At 67.2% G+C, this 4,324-nt stretch carries 6 protein-coding genes; 4 read left to right on the top strand and 2 right to left on the bottom strand.

The annotated features are described in order from the left end of the window. Nucleotides 1-272 precede the first annotated feature (272 nt). Entirely contained in the window at nt 273-1,088 is an 816-nt protein-coding gene (locus ACREPD_RS21780; protein WP_431601227.1) for a hypothetical protein, read from the top strand. 132 nt (nt 1,089-1,220) lie between these two features. Next, nucleotides 1,221-1,706 carry an REP-associated tyrosine transposase gene (locus ACREPD_RS21785; RefSeq protein ID WP_431601228.1) on the top strand — a complete coding sequence of 162 codons (486 nt, stop codon included), beginning with the start codon at nt 1,221-1,223 and terminating at the stop codon, nt 1,704-1,706. A 225-nt stretch (nt 1,707-1,931) separates the two neighbouring features. On the opposite strand, the gene ACREPD_RS21790 is transcribed toward ACREPD_RS21785, so the two are convergent. Further along, a complete protein-coding gene (locus ACREPD_RS21790; protein WP_421569039.1) occupies nt 1,932-2,357 on the bottom strand; it encodes a hypothetical protein in 426 nt (141 codons plus the stop codon). Nucleotides 2,358-2,470: 113 nt separating this feature from the next. Between ACREPD_RS21790 and ACREPD_RS21795 the strand changes: the two genes are divergently transcribed. Next, entirely contained in the window at nt 2,471-2,809 is a 339-nt protein-coding gene (locus ACREPD_RS21795) for a hypothetical protein (RefSeq protein ID WP_431601229.1), read from the top strand. A gap of 132 nt (nt 2,810-2,941) precedes the next feature. Here the strand turns inward: ACREPD_RS21795 and dmeF are convergent, their stop codons facing one another. Beyond that, on the bottom strand, nt 2,942-3,940 hold the full coding sequence (gene dmeF / locus ACREPD_RS21800; RefSeq protein ID WP_431601230.1) for a CDF family Co(II)/Ni(II) efflux transporter DmeF: 999 nt from the start codon (nt 3,938-3,940) through the stop codon (nt 2,942-2,944). Between the two features lie 53 nt (nt 3,941-3,993). On the opposite strand from dmeF, the gene ACREPD_RS21805 reads away from it, so the two are divergent. Beyond that, nucleotides 3,994-4,269 (top strand): metal-sensing transcriptional repressor, encoded by a 276-nt coding sequence (locus ACREPD_RS21805; RefSeq protein WP_431601231.1) that lies wholly within the window; start codon nt 3,994-3,996, stop codon nt 4,267-4,269. Nucleotides 4,270-4,324 lie beyond the last annotated feature (55 nt).

Raw genomic sequence — 4,324 nt, forward strand, 5'->3', positions numbered from 1 at the left:
CCACAGGCCGGTGCGGACGATCACGTGGATACCGTCGTCGGCGTCGCCGGGGCGGTCGTGGTAGCCGGGCGGGAACGGCTCTGGCGTGGCGGTCGTGAGCAGGAACAGCAGCAGGATAGGCATGGGATGCACGCGGCGCGTCGGGATTCATTCCAGTCTGTTCGAGGCCAAAGGTGCAGCGCCGTGCGGTGTGTCCCACCTGTGGGACAAAGGCCGATTGAAAGATGCAGAACTGGGCCGTGCGTCGCGCGCCGGCAGGTCTAGAATGCGGGATGCCTACCTTCTTACATACCGCGTTGCGCTATCTGGGCTGCGTGCCTGCCGTGCTGCTGGTCGCGTGCAGCGGGCCCGCAGGTGCACCGGCCGCGGTGACGATACACAACGTGCGCTCGGTCGAGATCCAGTACCAGCACAGCGGCTGGGAGCGCGCCGATGAGGTGCACCGGCTGCAGCGCGGCGCGGGCCAGCGCGCGTTCACCCGCACTTCGATGGTGGAGGCTGCCGACGGCATCACGACCACGCGCGCCAACGTCCCTGCGCAGCGGGTGGGCGAACTGCTGTGGGCGTTGTCGGCACCGCCGTGGCCGCGCGAGCGCGCCGTGCAGGTGGTGGCACGGCACGTTTCGCCAGTGTGGATGATGGAAAACGCCCTGGTGACCGCGCGCGCCGATGTGCCCGGCTGCACCGCCAAGGAGATCCGCGACCGCATGTATGCCCATCTGAAGGGCGCGGAGCTGCGCTCACAGGTGGACGCGTACTACCAGGGGATGCCCTGGACTGACGACGAACCGGCAATGCGTGTCGTGATCACCTTCAGCAATGGGCCTGACCGGGTGATTTCCTCGCGCGAGCAGACGCTGCACATGTTGCCGTGGACGCTGGGCGAGCAATCGTCGACAGACAGTGCGGCCGCGCCGCAGAGCTGGTCGGTGCCGGTCAGCGATGCGCTGCGCCGGCCGCTGCCATCCGACTCGCAGGCGGCCCAGCGGCTTGCCAACAACGGCGACGTGCACCTGGCCGCGCATATTGGACGCGTGGCCGAGCAGGAATGTGTGGCCGCACTTGGCGCGCCTCGCGCCGCGCGCTGAAGGCAGTCGCCGTCATGCGTTTCCGCGTGTCTGACCTTGGCACGTGTCTGACCCTGCACAGGGCAGCACGCTGACGCGGGCGCAGGTACTGGACTGATCGTTTGCGCCTGCGCAGATTTGCACACTGCGGCCATGGGCACTCACAACACCCCTTGGCAACCCGGCAGCGCGTACTTCTTCAGTGCGCACCTGCGTGACCGTTACAGCCACCTGCTGGTGGAGCATGCACAGGTGCTGCGCCTCGCGTTTCGGGTAGCGCAGCAGACCCGGCCGTTCCGGGTCAACGCCATTGTGATACTGCCCAATCACCTGCACGGCGTGTGGACGCTGCCGGCGGGTGACGAAGAAGGCCATCGGCGCTGGCTGCAGATCCAGGCGGTGTTCGACCGGCAGCTGCCCGGCCACCCGCCGCGTGCGATGGTGCGCCGCGATCGCTGCGCGCGCCCGCTGTGGCACACCGACTTCCGCGAGCACCGGCTGGTGGATGCCGAGGATGTGCAACGCCACATTGCCTACGTGCACGACAACCCGGTCAAGCACGGGCTGGTGCGCGAGGCCTGCGAGTGGCCTTACAGCTCCATCCACCGCCAGTGCGCACAGGGGGAGACGCCATGCTGACGGTCGGGTGGCGTACGGCGCGCGCTGCAGAAAGGATGGCCAGCATGCGCGCGGATGCCTGCGCGCGCGGAAGAGTCAGGGGAGAGGGAGCACGGCTGTTGCTGCGCCGTTGCATCCCGTGGGGGCGCCAGGGTTCGGTGCGAGGGGAATACGCACCGACGAGGAAACCCTGGCGGCAGCTGCACATCCGCGGCTCGCCGCGCGGCTGCGCCGGGGGTGCGGCGCTCAGGGGCAGGCCACCTGGAACACCGGCCCTGCACCGATCAGCACCAACGCCATGTAGTCGCTGTCCTTGTCCTTGCCCTTGAGGGTGGCGCCGGGATTGAAGTGGAAGATGCCGAAGCCCCCCGTGGGGCGTACCAGCGCCTTGTCGATCTGGCCGGCGTCGTCCTTGAAGAAGCGGGCGATGTCGGCGCGCGAAGACAGCTGCAACGGCGTGCTGTCACGCTGCCACTGCTCGTCGCGGTTGAAGGAAACGAAGTACGCGCCCTGTTCCTGTTCGATGCGGAACTCCGCGGGTTTGCGCGGATGGGTGGCGAAGCAGCCGAGCAAGGGGTCTGACGAGAACGTGCTGGGTCCGGCGCCGTTATCGCGGCACGAAGAGAGCAACAGCAGGCTGGGCAACACAAGCAGCAACGGAACGGTACGCATCGGTGGATCCCCCCCAGGGACAGGTCGTAGAGGCATGGTGCACGTACGGGTGCCGAGGGCGTGTGCAGGTGTGGCGTTGGGTGTACGGTTGGACAGACCCACGGAGCAGCCACATGTCCCACACCACGTCCGCACCCCTATCGAACCCGAACCCCGCCTCCCCGCCCGCCGGCCAACGTTTGCCGCTGTTGGGGGCAGCCAGCTGGCTGGTGGCGCCGGTGCTGCTGGCGTTGGCGGTTGCCGCAGCGCAGGCTTCCCCTTCGGTGGGCCGGATGCTGGTAGGCAACGCCGGCATATCGGTCGGTGTGCTGGCGTGTGCGGTGCTCGGGCTGTTGTTGAGCATGGGCGCTAGGGTGCGACGCGAACGCTGGCCGTGGGTGGGCGTCGTCGGCGCAATCATCAGCGCGGCGCCCCTGTTGCTGTTCCTGGCGGGCATGCTGCTCCGCCTCTAAAGCCAGAGCCCGCGCGCGCGCGCGTAGAGCCAGGCCATGCCTGGCTGCGTTTCGCTTGTTGGATATGTGTCTGCGATGTCAGCGACCAAACCATTGCCACGCTTCGCGTGGCAAGCCGGGCAAAGCCCGGCGCTACTGGTTTGCCAACGCTACGCGATGAACTTCCACGGTCACGTGTACCAACTCTTCGTGCACGCTGAGTGCCTCGCGGAAGACATCTGCGGTTACATCCGCCGTGGTCACCACGCTGGCGACCACGGCGTACTTGCCGCGGCCTACCTGCCAGACGTGCAGATCGGCGAGGCTGGCCTGCCAGGGGCCCTGCTCGATCACTTCACGCACTTCGGCCACGACGGGGGCGTCCATCTGCGCGTCGAGCAGGATGCGGCCGGTGTCGCGCAGCAGCCCGATGGCCCAGACCGTGACCAGAACGGCGCCCACCAGACCCATCAGCGGGTCCAGCCATGCGGCGCCCCATACCTTGCCGCCGATCAACGCCACGATGGCGAGCACGGAGGTGGCCGCATCGGCGATGACATGGAGGTACGCCGAACGCAGGTTGAGGTCGTCACCGTGGCCGTGGTGGTGGCCGCGCCCGTGTTCATGATGGCCGTGGTCATGGTTCGCGTGGCCGTGTGCATGCCCATGGTCGTGCCCATGGCTGTGACCGCCCTTGCTGTCGTGCAGCCACCACGCGCAGACAAGGTTGACCACCAGGCCCACCACGGCTATGCCGATGGCCTGGTTGTAGTGGATGTTGCTGGGTGAGAAGAGGCGTTCAGTGGATTGCACGGCCATCAACAGGGCCACACCCAGCAACGCAATGGCGCTGGTGTAGCCACCCAGTATTTCGATCTTCCAGGTGCCGAACGCGAAGCGACCGTCGTGCGCATATCGGCGCGCACAGGCGTAGGCAAAGGCGGCCATGCCCAGTGCAAGGGCGTGCGAACTCATGTGCCAGCCGTCAGCGAGCACGGCCATGGAGTTGAACCACCAGCCGCCGAAGATCTCGACGACCATCATCGCGGCGGTGAGGTACAGGGCCTGGCGGGTGCGGCGCTCGGCCAGCGGGTTGCCATCGTCGAAACGGTGGTTGTGGCGACGGGCGTCTGCGGTGGCGGCAAGGTTCATGGGGGTGATGAGGCCATTGGAATATACCCCCATAGGGTATACGCTTGGCATCTATGGCGCACGTACAACAACAACGCAAGGCTCTTCTGGCCCGGGTTCGGCGTATGGCCGGGCAGGTGTCCGCTCTCGAAACGTCTCTTCAATCGGAGGACGCAGACTGCACGGATGTGCTGATGCAGGCGTCGGCGGTGCGCGGTGCAGCGCACGCGTTGCTGATGGCACTGCTGGATGACCATTTGCAGGCGCACGTGGTGTCGCCGGAAGACCCGGCCGAGCGGGCTGCCGAAGCGCAGGTGCTGGTGAAGCTGCTGCGCGCGTACGGCCGGTAGAGCCACGCCCTGCGTGGCTGGTTTTCGGGGTTTCGGCCACGCGTTGCGTGGCCGG

This window comes from Stenotrophomonas sp. (assembly GCF_050737075.1).
Lineage (GTDB): Bacteria > Pseudomonadota > Gammaproteobacteria > Xanthomonadales > Xanthomonadaceae > Stenotrophomonas.

Excerpts from the sequence above, each read along its gene's own strand:
- ACREPD_RS21780 (WP_431601227.1), top strand. The coding sequence starts at position 273 with ATGCCTACCTTCTTACATACCGCGTTGCGCTATCTGGGCTGCGTGCCT.
- ACREPD_RS21785 (WP_431601228.1), top strand. The coding sequence starts at position 1,221 with ATGGGCACTCACAACACCCCTTGGCAACCCGGCAGCGCGTACTTCTTC.
- ACREPD_RS21790 (WP_421569039.1), bottom strand. The coding sequence starts at position 2,357 with ATGCGTACCGTTCCGTTGCTGCTTGTGTTGCCCAGCCTGCTGTTGCTC.
- ACREPD_RS21795 (WP_431601229.1), top strand. The coding sequence starts at position 2,471 with ATGTCCCACACCACGTCCGCACCCCTATCGAACCCGAACCCCGCCTCC.
- dmeF (WP_431601230.1), bottom strand. The coding sequence starts at position 3,940 with ATGAACCTTGCCGCCACCGCAGACGCCCGTCGCCACAACCACCGTTTC.
- ACREPD_RS21805 (WP_431601231.1), top strand. The coding sequence starts at position 3,994 with ATGGCGCACGTACAACAACAACGCAAGGCTCTTCTGGCCCGGGTTCGG.